Genomic DNA, 17,114 nt, shown 5'->3' with positions numbered 1-17,114 from the left:
GTCTTCACTCATCATTTTAGTAGTAAATTCTCATACTCCTTAACATAGTTTACGCTTCTCTTTGTATCACTGAATAGTTTGGATGCTTCTTCTACGTCCTCTGGCATTACCATGTCCCTTCCTTTCTTTTGAGCTATCACTAGTGATGGCTCGAGTAACTGTACTGAGTATCTTAAGCTGTTCTCAACTCCTAGTTTAGTAAGTAATTCTAACGCTTTTTCGTCAAGTTTTACATCTATTTCGTCAGCGCGTATCTTTATTATCTCTTTTATTTCGTCTTGGTTATACGGTCTCGTGGGTATAATTAATAATCTATCCAATAGATCGAGCGGCATTCCGTGGGGAGACTCTATATCTGTTCCTCTTATCTTCGTTATACCTCTATTAGTTGCAAGGATTAGTATAGGGGCTAGATCGGATTCAAGTGCTTTGGTGAGGAATGAGAAGGCTTCAATGTCTAACATGTGTGCGTCATCAATGAATAATACTCCGGGAATCAGTTCCGCTTCTCCTTTACTTACCATATCCTTTACTAACTTGTCTACTTGCTTTCTGATATCCTGGTTTATTTCTCTCTCTGTAAAGAAACTAAACAAAGCAGTAATTGATATACTTTGCGCAGCTATGTTTAAGTCTAAGTCGTGGAGAGTTACAGTAAAGGTGATATCTTTTTCCTTCTTCACTTGACCGCTCGGTACTTCTACTTGCTTTATAACATCTATATCATAAGTCTTTTCACTCTCTATTCCTTTAGCTCTACCAACTCTAGATACCTCACCAGTTTCAGCGTCAATCCATATCACGTCTCCCTTTCTTATATTCATTTTCATTAATTGAGCAGCTATCACGTCTCCGACGTTCAAAGTTCTCTCGTCATCCTTAGTAGCCAAAGTTATTTGGGCTTCTCTTGGCATTACTGCATATGGGTTCAGTCTGCTCCTTGCTACCTTGAGCTTTATATCCTTCACAACTCCCTCGTATACTGTTCTCCTCTGTTTAATCCTGACACCTAAAGATTTTCTTATTGCTTGTGTTAAAATCTCAGTTTTCTTTAACTCCGTTGAGTATATCTCTGATGCATTCATTATGGTAAACGGAGTATCCTCACCCAGTTCTCTAGCTATTGCGATTGCCAACGCTGTTTTACCAGTACCAGGTGGGCCTACAAAAAGGATGCCTTTTCCTGCCATTTTGCCTTGTTTTATAAGTTGGACTACTATTCCAGCTGCTTCTCTAGCTTCCATCTGACCTACTAGCCCGTCAGCCTTAAACTTAGGTTTTCCCTTTTCGTCTAGTCCTAGTCCTGATATATGGCTGTGAATAGATGCTTTCTCTCTTTCTACTTTTTTAATTTCTCTTATCTCGGCCATTAATTTTAAATTATAAAAAATGCTTTTGAGTTTAACTCAAAATTAATATGAAGTTATACTTATTTTCAGTTACTGAATAGAACTATCGATTTCTTTACCTATTGTTACAGCCCTCTGATAAGCTGATTCGACAGTTTTTATAATAGCAGACTTGACACCCTCACTTTCCATAACCATAAGACCACGTATAGTAGTGCCTGCAGGAGTTGTCACTTGGTCTCTGAGAAATACTGGATGCGTTTTACATTTCTTAAGCATCGTGACTGTCCCTTCAACCATATCTAAAATAGCATTATAAGCAAGATCTCGTGGCATACCACAAGCTACTGCACCGAGGGCAAAGGCGTCTATAATTTCAGCTAAGAAAGCAGGACCACTTCCTATAATTGCTGTCCATGCATCTAGCAATTCCTCCTGAACCCAATATACGTTTCCTATCAAAGAAAAGATCTTCTCAACGATCTCGTCTTTTTCTGGTGTTATTGCTGTAGTAGCCTTGCCTACAACAGCATTAATGTTAGGCATTGCTCTAAATACTTTAGCTCCTCTAAGGAGTCTTGAAAGCGTTTCTAGTCTCACACCTGCCATTACCGAGATAACTTTCTTTCCTTCCCACGAATTAGTGTCTATTTCTGAGAGTAACGGTTTAAAGTGCTGAGGTTTTACACTGATGATCACTACGTCAGCCTGGCTTACAGCGTACGAGTTATTTCTCGTTGAGTTTATGCCAAGTTCTTGGACTTTTTTTAATGTAGTTTCGTTTCTTGCCGTTGCTATAACTTCAAATTCATCCTTAATAGACCTAGCAATTGCTGTGCCGATCTTCCCCGCACCTAAAATAGCTACTCTAACCATTTAGAAGATTTTTAATAACTATTGTAAATAATCTTTCTTATGCCACAATACGAGATCCAAGGAGATGATTTACAGTACCTTAAGGTCTACTTAGCTCCAGGTGAGGGAATATATGCCGATGCAGGGCATATGGTAATGAAGGATAATATTGTTAATCTGCAAACAAAGTTAAGAGGCGGTCTTTTATCCGGAATCAAGAGGGCGTTAACTGGTGGTTCGTTTTTTGTAACTGAGTTCTACGGCCCTGGACAAGTCGTACTGTCGGGGATATTCCCCGGCAAAATAGTCCAAATTCCGTTACAAGGTAGAGGGATTCTTGCTGAGTCCCACTCCTTTTTAGCCGCTGAGACCACTGTAAATTACGATGCTACTTTATCCAGACTAACGGCTGGAATATTAGGAGGAGAGGGACTTTTCTTAGCAAGATTTACCGGTTTCGGCAACTTGTTCCTACACTCTTATGGCGGATTAATTGTAAGGGATCTACAACCAGGTGAAACGATACAAGTTGAAGCTTCTCACTTAATGGCATTTGAGGAAGGAATGCCTTACTCTGTCCAGCTTGTCGGAGGACTCAGGTCTATTTTCTTTGCCCATGAAGGACTTTTCTTTGTCACTATAACTGGCCCTGGACGGGTATGGTTGCATACATTAACGGCTGAACAACTCGCTTCAGCACTAATCCCATATCTGCCCAGTGGACAACAAGGTGGTATTCAGCTTCCGTTTTAAGGTGTTCAGATGTTCTTTAATGTTGAACCTAAAAATAAGTATATTTATGTAAAGGGAAAAGGAGTAGCAGGGAAACAGATAGTTTTCCCTACGTGGGTTCCAGGGTCTTACTTCATAAGAGAGCAAGAGAAGAACGTCGTGATGCTAAGAGGAGCTTCCCTTGTTTCCAAGAACAAGTACTTTCTCGTTGATGACGAATTTGAGTATGTCTATTCAGCAATATCTAAAGATCAAAGAGAGACTATTTCAACGGTAGATTATATATTTATAAATCCCGTGTCAGTGTTTCCCTATCAGGATTTAAACGAAGAATATTGTATAAGCTTAAAATTACCTAATAACTGGGTAGTTCACACTACTTTGAAGGAAATTGGAAAATTTACATATTGTGCAAGGAACTATGATGAGTTTGCGGACTCACCTATTCAGGCCTCCCCTAAATTGAATCTGATTAAGGTTACTGAGTTTCACTCGATTTCCACAGTCAATAACGTCAACGAGCTGGAAAAGTTATCTAAAGTCATTAACTTTCTAGATTCCTCTTTATCAATTGACAACAAAGACAAACAACACTACATATTCTTCTTCAGGCGTAGTGATGTAAACTTCGGCGGTATTGAGCACGAGAACTCATCGGCAATTGTTGTACCGTGGAACAGAGAGGATTTGCTGTGGTTGTTTGCCCATGAATATGTGCATAAGTGGAATGTTAAGAGGCTAAAACCTAGAGAATTAATGCGTATTGACTATGAGAGGGAAAATTATACGGAACTACTGTGGTTTGCTGAAGGAGTTACCGACTACCTAGCATTCTTGTCTCTTGTGCTGAGTAAGGTAATTGACACACAACAAGGTCTAAAGTCTATTTCGAATATCCTCTCGAACTTGACCTATCCTGGAATAAAGAGGATGAGCTTGGCAGAGTCATCAAAACTAACGTGGATAAAGCTTTATAAACGTGACGATAATTTCCTCAATATAGGCGTTTCGTATTATGACCTTGGGTTCGTAGTAGGTCTACTCATGGACTTGAAAATAAGAGAAAACAGTGATAACCATTACGACATTTATTCAGTGTTTAAGGCTCTCTACTTGAGGTTTAAAGAGACCGGTTATACCTATAATGATATAAGAAACGTTGCAGAAGAGTATGGGGTTGATTTCCTCGATGAACTAGTATATAAGAGGGATCCTCCTATCTTTAAGCACCTTTCGAAATATGTTGAAGTTGAGTTTGTGGATCGAGGTAAACCTTACATTGGTATAAGGCTAGAAGGAAATAAGATTACTTTTGTTGAGGATGGTTCACCTGCAGATAATGCTGGTCTATTCCCAGGGGATGAGATAATTGCAGTGAACGGTGTGAAAGGAGCGAATATTCAAGAAGGACAATCACTAGACTTGTTAATTATTAGAGAGGGTGTTGTAAAGAATTTTGAGGTTCTTCCCGGTACTAGTCCGGGGCATACAGTTAAGATAAAGAGCAATGGTGGTGTTTTCGAGAAGGTTTTCGGCAAAGGTGAAGGTGTGTCAGACAAGAAGTTAATTTAGCTAACAGTAATCACTCTTAGTGACTTCTCTAATTCTCTCATCGCCACCGATTTCCTTAATGAACTTATAGACGCTCTTCGGTACTAGCTCTCCCCATTTCGGATCGTTTTCTAACATCAACTTTCTTATTCTAGTAGCATTGTATATCTCTCTATTAAATATTGGCACTTGATCTGTTAGATATCCGGCTTCTTTTGCCACTGTGTATACTAAAGGGTTTCCACTTACTATCACATCAAACGGTGGTGAGTACATTTCTACTATTCTTATCCAGTTCTTGTTTGTAAAGGATTCCATTATAGGGAACAGAATAACCTTTCGAAAATCTACGTCGTACTCCTTTAGGCTCTCTCTTATCATTATAAGTCTCTCCCCAGCTGTGAAGGGATTATAAATCGAATGGCTCTCTTGGCCACTTCCTATAAGGATAATTACTTTATCGTACTTATTCAATAACCATTGGATAGCAGCCATATGCCCTAGATGAAAGGGCTGAAATCTACCTGGAAATAGAACCCTCATTTTTCTCACTCAGTTTGTAAGCTAATTCAACAAATTTGTCGGGGTTCATGATATGGTAGGGGTCTATTAAATCCTTTATTCCCTTCATTATTTTTAAAACCTCTTTACCGTTATGTGCAATAAGTTGCTCAGCCAGTACCTTAGCCTTCTGAACTCCTATACCATGTTCTCCCGATACGGAACCTCCTAGCTCTATCGCTATCTTAGCGACTTCTTCAAAGATCTCTTGAGCTTTTACCGGGTCGTCTAGAATTATGTTAGGATGTAAATTACCGTCGCCTATATGGGCTATTACTGGCATTCTTATGTTGTACTTCTTTTCGATCTCTTTTATTCTCTTTATAGCATCAATTAAACGGGAGACTGGTACTACTATGTCCTCTACATACATTAGTTTTGCTTCTGCTTTAAGTGCTATTGCCGATTGTGCCCTGATTGAATATATTTTCTCTGCTTCATCTCCCTCGGTTATTATGTATTTTTTACCCGCTAGAAGATCTAGAAGTTTTTGCAAATAGTCTTCTTCAACTGAAATGATGAAAGCACCTCCTCCGCTCTCATCAAGTCCCGCATTTAACTGCCTATTTAGAGCTCTCACTACTTGGTCATCAATATATTCGGCTATTTCAGGAAGGATCCCTTTCTTTCTTATGTTAAAAATTAATTTCCCAGCTTCCTCTACATCATTTACATAAACTAGTAGTGTGTAACTTTTCCTTTGAGGTAAAGGTATTATCCTCAGCCAAATCTCGGTTATTATTCCCAATGTTCCTTCACTGCCTACGAACAAGTGTAGAAGGTCATATCCTCCTCTGTTTTTCCTTAGGGGTTCTCCAATTTTCACAACCTTTCCGTTAGGTAAAACTACCCTTAATGCTAATACCCAGTCTCTGAAAGTTCCGTATTTTACCCCTCTCATTCCACCTGAAGCATTAGCAGTAGCCCCGCCAACTGAGCAAAGAAAGTAACTTGCTGGGTCTGGTGGGAAGAAAAATCCTTTTTTGTTAAGTTCTACATTGAGTCTCTCGAGATTTACTGCAGGTTGGACTCTAACATACCAGTCTATCTCGTTAATTTCTAAGATCTTGTCCATACGTTTCATGTCTACTAAGATACATCCCTCACATTGTAGGTGACCAGCAAGGCTTGTCCCTGCACCATAAGTCACAATAGGGATTTTGTTATCCCTAGCGTAATTAACTATTCTTACCACTTCATCTTCACTTTTTGGGTAAGCAATAATCTTAGGTTTTATTTTAAATCCTGCAAAGTCCTCCCTTTCTTTTCCCTCTTCTATTTCAATCCCTTCTAGCACATGAACTACTATGAGCTTTCCAAAATTTATGAATATATGTTAAATCAAATCGGCTTTAGTGTGAGTATTGAAAAATTCGATGTTCGTTATTTTTTATAGACGGATTTATAGGGACAGCCCACCATATAAATATTGGATGAAGAACAGCGGATCTGCAGAGCGTGATGATGAGTGTATTGGGTTAGAAAGGGTATAATAGGCGGATCCCCTATACCTTATACCCGGGATGAGTTAGAAGAGTGGAGGCAAAGAGGTGTAAAAAGAGTTCTAATTTTGCCCGAGGATTGGGAAATAGAAGAGGCATGGGGCAACGTAGACTATTATTATGAAACTTTAAAAGAACTAGGTTTTGAGTACTATCATATTAGGATACCAGATGGTCATCCTCCTACTATGGAGCAGTTTATCAGAATTTATAATTGGCTTAAACAAGGAAACGGCAATCTAGTTCATTGCGTAGGCGGTATGGGAAGGACTGGAACTGTGATAGCAAGTTACTTAGTTTTATCTGAAGGCCTAGATGCAGAATCTGCTATAGATGAAGTAAGGCGATATAAACCTGGTGCAGTCCAAACTTATGAGCAAGAGCTTTTTGTATTAAAAGTGGAAAGGTCGAAGGGTAAGTGGAAGACCCACTTTTAAATTTCTTAGTAAAGTTTCAGAATTTAGTTGCTAAGAATGTAAGTATAACACACTTAGGAGTAGAAAATGTGAAAAGCATATGTGCTTTAGACATAGCATACAAAGGTAATATAGGCTATGCAGTAGCAGTTTACTTTGACGGCAATAAATACGAGCATTACGTCTTCGCTGGTGAGGTAAACTTTCCCTATATTCCTACGTTTTTATTCATGAGAGAGGCTCCACTAATGATGAAAGCTCTCGAAAAATACCAAGACCAATGTCAACTAACGCTAGTTGATGGTCACGGGCTAGCCCATCCCAGAAGGAGCGGAATAGCTACAGTCATAGGTGTTTTACTGAATATTCCGACAATAGGTGTAGCTAAATCGAGGTTGTTCGGAGAAGAGGTTAGAGAAGGTGAAGAAACTTACATAGTTGTTAACGGAGAAAAAGTTGGTGTGAAACGAGGGAAATACTATTTTAGCATAGGTAATAAGGTAGATTTAGTCGACGTGATCACGTTATCCAGACTTGGTTATCCTGAAGCACTTAAGTTGGCTGATAAAATTTCTAAAGAGGCAAAGGGAAAAAGGTGAAATTTGCTTTTATAAAAGGTTAAAAAGTTAACAGATAAACTTTTAATTATGAAAGTCACCGTAGAAACTCCCGATATTCCCGAAGAGAAAGAACTCGAATTAGATCCTTCTACTACTGCTCTGGTAATAGTTGATATGCAAAACGATTTCGTGAGAAAGGAAGGGAAGTTATACGTACCTACGGCAGAAGCTACAATTCCTGCTATTAAAAGATTGATACAAAAAGCGAGAAGTGAAGGGGCTTACGTTATTTTTACTCAGGATTGGCATATGAAGGATGATCCGGAATTCAAAATTTGGGGAGAACACGCTGTTGCAGGAACTTGGGGTGCTGAAATCGTAGACGAGTTAAAGCCTGAGAAAGACGATTTCCTAATAAAGAAATACAGATACGACGCGTTTTTCGAGACCCCGTTAGATTACATATTGAGAGTGAAGGGGATTAAGAACGTAATTATGACCGGAACAGTAGCTAATATCTGTGTGCTTCACACGGCTGGTAGCGCGGCTTTAAGGTGGTATAACGTGGTTGTAGCAAAGGATGGTATTTCAGCTTTAACAGATTTTGATTACTATGCCTCATTAAGGCAAGTAGATTTTCTGTATAAAGGAAAGATTTCTACCTCGGAAGGGATAAAATTTATTACTAGAAAGTAACGAATGATGAGACATGGATTATTACGCTATCGTGCATAACGATTTTGATGGAACTGCGTCGGCTGCGATATACGCTAGGGCTGTTAACTCTTTACCGAAAAAAGTGTTTTTTACAGAACCTACTAAGATTCATAATTTATTAAAGAGCTTGGAATTAAGAGGAGTTTATAAAATTATGATAGCTGATATAGGTTTAAACGCATCTACTTTAGACAATGTGATTGAGAACTTAAAGAAATTAATAAGTCAAGGAGCAGAAATAGAGTGGTTCGATCACCATGTGTGGAAGGAGGAGTGGAAGAGGAAGTTACAAGAATCAGGAGTTAAAGTGTATCACGATTTGTCTACATGTGGTGCGGGAGTAGTAAATAAGAATCTGAATCCGCAAGATGAGTTCTCAAGAAAGTTAGCTAGTGCTGATTGTTCAGTAGACATCTGGCTTCATGATGATCCCATGGGTGAAAAATTAAGGCGTGTTGTGGAGTATAATAAAGACTATAAGTGGAAGGAGTACTTAATCAATAAGTTTTACAATGGAGTTCTATGGGATGATGAATTTGAAAAGATTTTGCTCGATCAAATAGACAAGGAGTTAAAGGGTTACGAGAACTTACATAAATACATCAGAGTTCTGAATATCAACGGAAAGAACATAGTAGTGGCTGTGAGATGGAGAGGCCCACCGGATATTAGTTATGCCTCCCAATTCTTGATGAACCGATACAGTGCAATAGTTTACGCATCAGTGAACGGAAAGGCAATATCATTTAGAAGTAACAGTATAGACGTGAGGAGGTTTGCCGAAAAACTAGGTGGCGGTGGTCACATACTAGCAGCTGGTGCAGGTCTTAAAGCTCCATTCTGGAGGTTTCTCCTTCATAGGCTAGGAATTAGGGGCCCGTTGTTAAATTGGGCCTCTGAAATAGTTAAAAAAGTCGTAACTGAGACTGGTCTTATATCTTATGAAGGTAAGAAGAACGTAACTATGTGAAGAAAATTGTGAAAATGATTATGTCTCCTTTTAAAATAAAAGATTTTTCGTTTTACTTTTGATTAGAAATACTTTAAAAAGTCAAAACGTTTTGAGATCATAGTGATTCTAAAATGGTCAAACTATATCAGAAGTTCCCTGATACACAAGTTCTAACCACTAAAGGTCCAATAGACTTCTATAAAGATGTATTCGGCAAAGGAAAGTGGTTATTCTTATTTGCACATCCCGCTGACTTTACGCCAGTATGTACTACTGAGTTTGTAGCCTTCTCTCAGAAGTATGAAGAGTTTAAGAAACTAGGTGTAGAATTAATTGGATTAAGCGTTGATAGTGTTTATTCACACATACAGTGGTTAATGGATATAGAGCAGAGGTACGGTGTAAAAGTACCCTTCCCAGTAATTGCTGACCCTGATAAGAAGTTTGCAAGAATGTTAGATGCGTTAGACGAGGCATCAGGCCAGACTATAAGGATTGTAGTGCTAGCTTCGCCTGACGGTATAATCAGGTTTGTAGCTCAATACCCGATGGAATATGGTAGAAACATTGATGAGTTACTGAGGATAACTAAGGCAGCAATAGTAAACTATAAGGCAAAAGTCGTACTACCGGCAAACTGGCAACCTGGACAAGATGTAATTGTACCTCCACCTACTGTATTTGACGAAGCTGAAATGAGAATGAAGCTACCTAATGCCAAGGCTTGGTACTTATTCTTCAAGAAATACGAAGAGCTACCTCCTGATCAAAGAGTCTAAATTTATTAATAATATTTTTTTATTTGCTGGAAATGCCACGTTGTAGACTTTAGTTTTTCTCACTTCTCCATAAACTACTTTGGCGTAGTGTGCATGTCCGTGTATAGCTAGATCTGGTAGACATTCCGTTGTTTCTAGTATCTGATATCCAAGATTAGGGTAGATTGATTTCTTTTCACCGAAAACTGTTCGAAAAGTTGGTGCGTAATGGGTAAGGAGGATCTTCAAATCTCCTTTGCTTTCGCAAAGTAATTTTTCTATCTTTTCTTTCCTCTCTTGATAAATTCTTTCATCTACCCCGTGAAGCATCTGCCATTTTGTAGGTTTCTCTAGGATACCTTCACTACCTACTATAACGATTTTTAACCCTTGTATCTCTACGGTTGTAGATTGTTCCTCTAACCATATTATTTCACTAAAAAACTTCTTATAATATTCTCTCTTGTCTGTAAAATCCTCATTTCCGAAAACAGCAACAGTCTTATACTTCTTTAGGACTTCGTAAATCGGAGTAAAGTGTCTATATTCCCCTTGTTCTGCCAGATCTCCAGCTAGTAAAAATAGCGAAATCTCTGCCTCTCTAATTTTGCTGAAAGACGCAAAGAACTGAGTTAGATATTTGGGTGAATGGAGATCAGCCGTTGCAGCTATCAACATCAATTTATATTTATCTCTAGCAATTAGAAAAGTATTGTGAGATTAGAAGGTATAGCTGATTTACCCCTCCATGAGGGCAAAGTTCCTCCTTGGTTAGCCTCTATAATGAAGAGACTATCAAAAGCGATTATAGACGTTATGATTATAGAATGGGGAGAAGAAAAAGTATTAGAAAGGTTGTCAAATCCCTTATGGTTTCAAGCATTTAATAACGTAATAGGTATGGATTGGGACTCTTCTGGATCAACAACTGTAACTTTGGGAATATTAAAGGAAGTAGTAAACATCGACGATGAAGGCATTGCTGTATTAGGAGGAAAAGGTAAAAAAGCGCTTAAAGTCCCAGATGAATTAAAGGTTCTAGATAAAAAGATCGATGCGGATGTCGGGGAACTGGAAAGGGCTAGTAGGCTAGTTGCTAAAGTAGATAGCGTATTAGTTCAAGACGGTCACACATTATATCATCATTCTGTGTTAGTTACTAAGAGTGGTAAATGGGCGATAATACAACAGGGCATGAATCTTAAGACAAGATATGCTAGAAGATATCATTGGTTTTATACAAGAAAATTTACGGTGGAACCTCATCAAGGTATAGCCGGGATAAGGCAGGATGTAGCCATAGATAGTGTAAAAGGTGATAGAGAGAATACGCGTAAACTACTACTCGATTTAGTGAAAGAGAATCCGACTAAAGTAATATCTCAGATAGAAATGGCACAGAACCTGCTTAAAGGTCAGACTGCACTGTTCTCTCAAGCGTTTAATGTGAAAATATCTCCTAAAGTAAAGTTAATCTACATGAAACCTAATGACTTGAGAAGGGTCAAGGAAGTGTTGAATAAGGTCTATGAGTCTAACCCAATAAACCTAGAGGAGGCATTATTGAATGGTATAGGCCCTTCTACGGCTAGGGCATTGTATCTTGTAGCTGACTTAATCTACAATGAACCACCGTCTTACGAGGACCCTGTTAATTATCCTTATGATCCGTTTAAATATGCATATGCCATAGGAGGTAAGGACGGCATACCTTTTCCCGTGAATAGGAAGGTAGCTTATGAAGTAATTTACACCTTAGAAGATATTATAGAAAAGATAAAAGTGGAGAAGAAAGATAAAGAGTTTGCTTTGAGTAAATTAAAGGAGTTGGCTAAACATGGAGATAAAGAAGGGTCTTGAGGACGTTTATGTTAAAGAGACGGAAATAACTTATATAGACGGTGAACTAGGTAGACTTTATTATAGAGGATATTCTATTTACGACTTGGCTGAATTTTCCAATTTTGAAGAAACTAGTTACCTTATACTTTACGGGAAGCTACCTAACATATATGAGTACGAAAATTTCGTTAAGTCTTTGAGGGAATCGAGGGGTATTTCAGATAGGGTTAAAGAATTTTTAAAAAGCGTAAAAAAGAATGCTGATCCCATGGACGTACTGAGAACAGCAGTCAGTATTATGGGGCTCGAGGAAAATACTCATACTTACAATGTTTCAGAACAGAGTATAATTAACCTAATATCTAAATTTCCTACTATAATTTCTTACTATATCAGATTAAGGAGGGATTTAGAGCCTGTAGAACCAGACACAAGCCTTTCACATGCAGCAAATTTCCTCTACATGGTTAATGGAACAAAACCTAGTGAAGAGGAATATAAGGCAATGGACGTTGCCATGATTCTCCATATAGATCATGAAATGAATGCGTCCACTTTTGCTTCCTTGGTAGTAGCATCCACGCTTTCCGACATATACTCATCTATTATAGCAGGCATATCAGCGTTAAAAGGTCCATTACACGGGGGTGCAAATTATGAAGCCCTCAAGATGTTCAAGGAAATAGGATATATAGAAAATGTAGAGAAATACATTCTTAATAGACTGGCTAATAAACAAAGGATAATGGGTTTTGGTCATAGAGTTTACAAGACCTATGATCCGAGGGCTAGAATATTGAAGGCCTATGCAAAACTGTTAGCTGAAAAAAAGGGAGGAGAGATTAAGAGACTTTATGAGATAGCCGAGAAGGTAGAGGAGATAGGAATTAAGCATTTAGGACCAAAAGGCATATACCCTAATGTAGACTTCTACTCTAGCATCGTATTTTATGCACTAGGCTTCGAGCCAGAGTTCTTCCCGACGGTTTTTGCGTCGGCTAGGGTTACTGGATGGATAGCACATATATTAGAGTACGTGAAAGATAACAAGATAATAAGACCTAAAGCGTACTATAAGGGTGAAATAGGCAGGAAATATATTCCTATAGATAGTAGGTGATGGTGTAACATAAACGTTTTTAGAGTAGGTTTTTAACCTTCGTGTAAGGAGATAACTTAAATGATTAAGTTTAAACTGAATAAAGAGGAGGAACTCTTCATTAAACTGGTGAAAATTGGCGAGGACCTGAAAGTAGCTTGTGATAGTCTTAGGCAATTATTCGTTGGAGTTTTAAATAATGAAGAAGATACCGTGAATTCAAATATAGTTAAGATCAAGACGGTAACCGAAAGGATAGCAATGTCTAGAGAGGAAACATTATCCATTATATATGGTGGAGCGTTTTTACCAGATTTTAAGGAAGCTATGGTAATGCTAACTCAGGCACTATATCAAACCAGTGCTGCAATAAAAGACGCTGCGAGGGCTGTATCTTCTAGAAAACCAGCGGAGAAATGCCTCATTAACTTGAGGGAGAGTATATTATCTTATTTGTCTACGATAGATGAGGCATCAGCGAGGCTGGAGGATATGTTATCTAAACTATCCAATGACATTAATGAAGCGCTAAAAGTAGGGAAAGAGATACAAATGTTAGAGAGGAGTGGTGATGAGCTAAAGGATATGCTCATTTCAAGACTATATTCAATGGAGAAAGACATAGACCTTATCACTATCCTTCAGATGAGGGATGTAATATTCTTCTTGGATGACATTCTTGACTTCATGGAAGACGCTACATTAAGTATTGAAGTCCTCTATGCTACGTTAAAGTCCTAATATGCTCCTTAAAATCCCATAAGTCGCAAGGCTCACAATCATTGCCAACATGGGGGAAACGACCCATCCTTTCGCAATTTGTTTCAACTGCTTTTGAACGTCATATCCAAAGCTTCTCAAACTCAATCCTATTATTCCACCCATAATTGTCTGCGTTATTGATATGGGGACACCAAAAATGGTAAATACCTCAGATATTATGTCACTTCCTATAAGTGCTGAAGAAGCTGCAGTATACCCGAGCCTTGTTATTCTAAAGCCTACCGTTATTACAGCCTTTCTCGAACTTAAATAAATTCCTAAGCTTGCTGCAGTAGCGTAAATTGGTGCCGTAATATAGAATGGCTCGCTGAGTAGTCCAGCAGATATAATTATTCCTATTGCATTAGCCCCCGTTACGAAAGAAGTAAAAATAGATGAAATTATTAGACCGTATTTATAATACCTAATTTCTCTGATAAAATTTCTTTTGCTCTTTAAGAATTTCCTTAGAAAGAAATACATAGAAAGTGATGTAGCTATGGCGACTAAAGGTGAAAGAATCCATGACAATACAGTGAAATCGAATTTACCCCAGTCAAATCCTATTGTACCTCTTGCTATGAGCACTACACTGGCTAACGAAGGGTAAATCATCTGGCTTAATGATGCCGGGATTCCTATTTTATTAAGGTAGTAAAACGTGACCGTAGAGGAAAAAAGAATAGCAGAGAGTGCTATTTCCAAAAGTAAAAAGTTCTGTGAACTTACTAAACCGTAAATACTGGATTCCATAGTAATGCTACCGATCGACGCTCCTGAGAACAATGAAATAGCATTAATTAGGTAGGATAATCTCCTCCTTAACACGTTAGTTGATACTAGTATTCCTAATGCTATTGCAGAGTTATTTCCACCAACTAAAAATGAGGAGATTAAACCAATGAGAAATATAAAATATTCAAGTAAGTTCGAACTACTCACTACCATCCTTTCTTTCTAGCTCCTTAATATATGCTATTATTGCGTCTCTAATTAAGTCACTTCTATTACTATAACCCATTACTTTAACCATTTCGTCTATTTCTCTGAGAAATTCCTCATCCAGTTTAAAGGAGATCGTCTTAACACTATTGAATTCAAGTTCGTATGTAATTTCATCTAGTTTTTTAACGCCATTCATAGGAATCACAAATCTCATTTCCTTTCATTTAGAAAAGTCTTTCCTAGTAAAAAGGGCTAGTAATCTTTTTATAGTGATAGATTTTGGTTAATAATCTAACTACGCAAGATCCTCATTTAGGGATGAGGATAAATTCTTAAAAAGGCTTTCAACTATAATATTTACATTTTAAAAATGATGTGTATAAATGTTGATTCATTGCCTATTAATGAGAAAATTAAGGATATCCTCAAAAAAAGAGGGATTCAAAAACTTAATCCCCCACAGACAGAGGCAGTTCAAAAAGGTTTATTAGATGATAAACCCTTACTTATTGTTTCTCCTACAGCTTCTGGTAAAACTCTGATGGCTGAACTTGGTATGGTAAGTCATCTCATAAACAAAGGGGGAAAAGCAGTCTATGCCACACCTCTCAGAGCTCTAACTAACGAAAAATATGTTACTTTTAAGGACTGGGAACAGTTAGGGCTGAAAGTAGCAATGACCAGTGGGGATTATGACACTGATGACTACTGGTTAAAGGATTATGATATTATAGTTGCGACCTATGAGAAGTTAGATTCCCTATGGAGGCATAACTCTCCTTGGATTAAGGAAGTAGATTATTTTGTATTAGATGAGTTCCACTATATGAATGACCCTGAAAGGGGACCGGTAGTTGAAAGTGTAGCGGTAAGAGCTAAAAGAAAAGGGACAATTTTAGCTCTGAGTGCGACTATCGGGAACTATAAACAGATTGCTGAGTGGCTAAAGGCAGATGTAGTAGCTACCAACTGGAGACCAGTACCTTTAAAGGAAGGTGTGCTATATGCTGGTAATAAAAAGAAGGACTTTGTAGTAATGTATAAGGACGGAACGTCGAGAAAGGTATACGGTGAATGCCCTATTGTAGCATTCACCCTAGACGTGATCTCTAAGGACGGTCAAGTCTTAGTATTTAGGTCTTCTAGGAAGTATGCAGAGGCTACCGCAGTTAAGATCTCACAATTCATGAATTTTGTAAAATTGAACGATAAAAAACTTCATGAAGTAGCAGAGAGTATTAAGGAAGTAGAAGACGGAGGAAGCAATGAAAAAGAGGCACTTTATAACCTAATACTTAAAGGAGTAGCATATCACCATGCAGGATTGTCGAAGGGATTACGCGATATAATTGAGAACGCATTTAGAGATAGGATCATCAAAGTCATAGTAGCTACCCCGACACTTGCTGCCGGTGTTAATTTACCTGCGAGGGCCGTAGTTATAGGTGATATACACAGGTTTAATAGGAAGGTCATAGGTTTCACGGAATATATTCCAGTGATGGAGTATAAACAGATGAGCGGAAGAGCAGGTAGACCCGGTTTTGACGAATACGGAGAGTCTGTGGTGGTTGTGAGGACGAAAAGTGAAGTAGATAAGGTTATGCAGAGGTATCTGAACTCAGATGTCGAGCCTCTAGAGTCAAAATTGGGATCAGAAAGTGCATTCTATTCCTTTATCCTGAGTATAATCTCTTCTGAAGAAGATGTGACCGAAAGGACTTTGACCGAATACATACAAGACACTTTACTTCCGAAGGAGCTGGCAAAGAAATATTTTAAGCAAGCTTTAAACTGGTTACTTGATAACGAGTTTATTGCTCAAGAGGGTGAGTACTTAACTTTAACCAAGTTTGGCAGGAGAATTTCTGATTTATATCTTAACACGTTCACAGCCGTAACGATAAAGGATGTACTTACCCGAAATGGAAAAGGGTGCGAACTAGCCTATTTCCATATGCTTGCATATACTCCAGACGGTCCCTTAGTAAGTATAACTAAGGCTGAAGAGGACGTCCTATTGGACGAGCTAGACTGCGAACTATTCATAGAAGAACCTTACGACGAGTATGAACTATCGAACTATCTTTCCTCCCTTAAAGTTGCGTTCATTATGAGGGATTGGATAGAGGAAGTAGATGAAGATACTATCTTAGGTAGATATGGAATAGGTTCCGGGGACTTAAGAGCAATTGTTGACACTATGGATTGGCTCACTTATAGTGGCTTCCATGTGGCCTCAGTACTTGGTCTGGAGGAACATAAAGAGGTATTGGAAAAACTCCACATGAGAGTTAAGGACGGGGTAAAAGAGGAATTAATTCCCTTAGTTAAGGTCCCGGGAATAGGAAGAGTGAGAGCTAGATTACTCTATTCTCATGGGATAAAGACACCGGAGGAGATAATAATGAATCCCGAGAAAGTGAAACAATTGTTAGGACCGAAATTAGGTGAAAAGATTGTCAGAGAAGCTGCAAGAGCTATTACTTAGATTTTTGAACGGAGAGAGGCAA

Annotated in this window: 18 protein-coding genes; 11 read left to right on the top strand and 7 right to left on the bottom strand. The window is 38.3% G+C overall.

Annotated elements, in window-relative coordinates:
- Positions 1-11: 11 nt before the first annotated feature.
- A complete protein-coding gene (locus D1868_RS01275; protein ID WP_156004982.1) occupies positions 12-1,370 on the bottom strand; it encodes a RuvB-like helicase in 1,359 nt (452 codons plus the stop codon).
- Between the two features lie 69 nt (positions 1,371-1,439).
- On the bottom strand, positions 1,440-2,225 hold the full coding sequence (gene proC, locus D1868_RS01270) for a pyrroline-5-carboxylate reductase (protein ID WP_156004981.1): 786 nt from the start codon (positions 2,223-2,225) through the stop codon (positions 1,440-1,442).
- Between the two features lie 39 nt (positions 2,226-2,264).
- On the opposite strand from proC, the gene D1868_RS01265 reads away from it, so the two are divergent.
- Together D1868_RS01265 and D1868_RS01260 are read left to right on the top strand one after the other, a co-directional pair.
- Positions 2,265-2,957, top strand: coding sequence for a TIGR00266 family protein (locus D1868_RS01265; protein WP_156004980.1), 693 nt, complete (start codon positions 2,265-2,267; stop codon positions 2,955-2,957).
- A 9-nt stretch (positions 2,958-2,966) separates the two neighbouring features.
- Positions 2,967-4,508, top strand: a complete 1,542-nt coding sequence (locus D1868_RS01260; protein ID WP_156004979.1) for a M61 family metallopeptidase — start codon at positions 2,967-2,969, stop codon at positions 4,506-4,508.
- On the opposite strand, the gene D1868_RS01255 is transcribed toward D1868_RS01260, so the two are convergent.
- On the bottom strand, positions 4,509-5,030 hold the full coding sequence (locus D1868_RS01255) for a nicotinamide-nucleotide adenylyltransferase (RefSeq protein WP_156004978.1): 522 nt from the start codon (positions 5,028-5,030) through the stop codon (positions 4,509-4,511). It lies immediately after the preceding gene.
- On the bottom strand, positions 5,008-6,345 hold the full coding sequence (locus tag D1868_RS01250) for an FAD-binding oxidoreductase (RefSeq protein ID WP_156004977.1): 1,338 nt from the start codon (positions 6,343-6,345) through the stop codon (positions 5,008-5,010). Before D1868_RS01250 ends, D1868_RS01255 begins: the two co-directional genes overlap by 23 nt.
- A gap of 171 nt (positions 6,346-6,516) precedes the next feature.
- Here D1868_RS01250 and D1868_RS01245 point away from each other — a divergent pair, with 171 nt between their 5' ends.
- From D1868_RS01245 to D1868_RS01225, 5 genes are all read left to right on the top strand, one after another.
- Positions 6,517-6,987 (top strand): phosphatase domain-containing protein, encoded by a 471-nt coding sequence (locus D1868_RS01245; protein WP_156004976.1) that lies wholly within the window; start codon positions 6,517-6,519, stop codon positions 6,985-6,987.
- A complete protein-coding gene (locus D1868_RS01240; protein WP_156004975.1) occupies positions 6,969-7,565 on the top strand; it encodes an endonuclease V in 597 nt (198 codons plus the stop codon). Before D1868_RS01245 ends, D1868_RS01240 begins: the two co-directional genes overlap by 19 nt.
- Positions 7,566-7,613: 48 nt before the next feature.
- Positions 7,614-8,222: a cysteine hydrolase family protein gene (locus tag D1868_RS01235; RefSeq protein WP_156004974.1), complete on the top strand. Its 609-nt coding sequence runs from the start codon at positions 7,614-7,616 to the stop codon at positions 8,220-8,222.
- Positions 8,223-8,235: 13 nt separating this feature from the next.
- A complete protein-coding gene (locus tag D1868_RS01230; protein WP_156004973.1) occupies positions 8,236-9,213 on the top strand; it encodes a DHH family phosphoesterase in 978 nt (325 codons plus the stop codon).
- A gap of 113 nt (positions 9,214-9,326) precedes the next feature.
- The gene (locus D1868_RS01225; RefSeq protein ID WP_156004972.1) at positions 9,327-9,974 is read left to right on the top strand and encodes a peroxiredoxin; all 648 of its coding nucleotides are present in this window, start codon (positions 9,327-9,329) and stop codon (positions 9,972-9,974) included.
- On the opposite strand, the gene D1868_RS01220 is transcribed toward D1868_RS01225, so the two are convergent.
- A complete protein-coding gene (locus D1868_RS01220; RefSeq protein ID WP_156004971.1) occupies positions 9,951-10,631 on the bottom strand; it encodes a metallophosphoesterase family protein in 681 nt (226 codons plus the stop codon). The genes D1868_RS01225 and D1868_RS01220 overlap by 24 nt on opposite strands.
- 36 nt (positions 10,632-10,667) lie before the next feature.
- On the opposite strand from D1868_RS01220, the gene D1868_RS01215 reads away from it, so the two are divergent.
- From D1868_RS01215 to D1868_RS01205, 3 genes are read left to right on the top strand one after another with little or no spacing between them, the layout of a single operon-like run.
- Positions 10,668-11,813 (top strand): DUF763 domain-containing protein, encoded by a 1,146-nt coding sequence (locus D1868_RS01215; RefSeq protein WP_156004970.1) that lies wholly within the window; start codon positions 10,668-10,670, stop codon positions 11,811-11,813.
- Positions 11,791-12,915, top strand: coding sequence for a citrate synthase/methylcitrate synthase (locus tag D1868_RS01210; protein WP_156004969.1), 1,125 nt, complete (start codon positions 11,791-11,793; stop codon positions 12,913-12,915). Before D1868_RS01215 ends, D1868_RS01210 begins: the two co-directional genes overlap by 23 nt.
- 60 nt (positions 12,916-12,975) lie before the next feature.
- Complete coding sequence (locus tag D1868_RS01205; RefSeq protein WP_156004968.1) at positions 12,976-13,635, top strand: DUF47 domain-containing protein; 660 nt, start codon at positions 12,976-12,978, stop codon at positions 13,633-13,635.
- On the opposite strand, the gene D1868_RS01200 is transcribed toward D1868_RS01205, so the two are convergent.
- Positions 13,624-14,604: an inorganic phosphate transporter gene (locus D1868_RS01200; protein WP_156004967.1), complete on the bottom strand. Its 981-nt coding sequence runs from the start codon at positions 14,602-14,604 to the stop codon at positions 13,624-13,626. The two genes, D1868_RS01205 and D1868_RS01200, sit on opposite strands and share 12 nt — an antisense overlap.
- Positions 14,591-14,815, bottom strand: coding sequence for a ribbon-helix-helix domain-containing protein (locus D1868_RS01195; RefSeq protein ID WP_231112414.1), 225 nt, complete (start codon positions 14,813-14,815; stop codon positions 14,591-14,593). The genes D1868_RS01200 and D1868_RS01195 overlap by 14 nt, the downstream gene beginning before the upstream one ends.
- Positions 14,816-14,971: 156 nt before the next feature.
- Here D1868_RS01195 and hel308 point away from each other — a divergent pair, with 156 nt between their 5' ends.
- Positions 14,972-17,092 (top strand): ATP-dependent DNA helicase Hel308, encoded by a 2,121-nt coding sequence (gene hel308, locus D1868_RS01190; RefSeq protein ID WP_156004966.1) that lies wholly within the window; start codon positions 14,972-14,974, stop codon positions 17,090-17,092.
- The last annotated feature ends 22 nt before the right edge of the window (positions 17,093-17,114 follow it).

The sequence above is a fragment of the Stygiolobus azoricus genome, assembly GCF_009729035.1.
Lineage (GTDB): Archaea > Thermoproteota > Thermoprotei_A > Sulfolobales > Sulfolobaceae > Stygiolobus > Stygiolobus azoricus.
This window is presented reverse-complemented; position numbering and strand designations above follow the sequence as displayed.